1 pseudogene is annotated in these 794 nt (G+C 60.1%); it reads right to left on the minus strand.

The window, feature by feature from the left end:
* Positions 1–83: 83 nt before the first annotated feature.
* Positions 84–506 (minus strand): annotated as a pseudogene (locus tag AC0L3X_RS47245) (glycosyltransferase); the annotation flags it as partial.
* Between the last annotated feature and the right edge of the window lie 288 nt (positions 507–794).

The following is a 794-nucleotide window of genomic DNA, read 5'->3' on the forward strand; positions in this document are numbered from 1 at the left end:
CCGCCGTTGGGCGGCTTTTCTTTTTCTACCGGCCGGCCCGGTAGAATGAAGACGCCCACTTACCTCAGGGCGTTTGATCGCAGAAACCGAGCGCGGTTTGGAGCCGCAGCCGATCTTGGCGCCCGACTTAATTGCTGAGTTGTCTTGTTTGACCGTGGTTTGAAGCCCGTGACGCCGTCTTCCACGACTTCCGGCACCGATCCGGAACGGTAGGCGATCACGGGGGTACCGCACGCCATCGCCTCGATCAAGACGAGGCCGAACGGCTCAGGCCAATCGATTGGAAACAAGAGCGCGGCGGCGCCGGCGAGGAACGGCTGCTTGCGAACCTCGTCCACCTCGCCGATAAGCTTGATCTCTTCGCCGTCGAACTTGGGTTCGAGCTTCTTCTTGAAGTAGGCCGTTTCCGCGCGGGGTATCTTGGCTGCGATCCTAAGTGGCATCCCGACGGCGCGTGCGATGCGTATGGCGTCTTCCGGCCCCTTCTCCGCCGTGAGCCGTCCGAGTTCTTCGGTATCGCTTTCGCGCTCCTCCCATCTCCTGTGCAAATGGCGCTCCAGCAGACAGCGTCGGCACTGCGCGCTCGCCGGATCTCGACATCTTCTCGCAAGCGCTGGCCGCAACTTAAAGCGGTCTTAGGAGAGCACAACGAGCCGAGAGCTAATTGTTCTCAGGCCGACGCCCGTTGAGCATAGGTCTGGAAGATCGCCAGCTAGACGTTTGTTGGTTGGAGTTGCTACCTGAAATCATCGTCCACATCGCAGAGCGTGCGATTGATCTCAGTTCATGCGGGA

Source organism: Bradyrhizobium sp. MI1.7 (genome assembly GCF_055811795.1).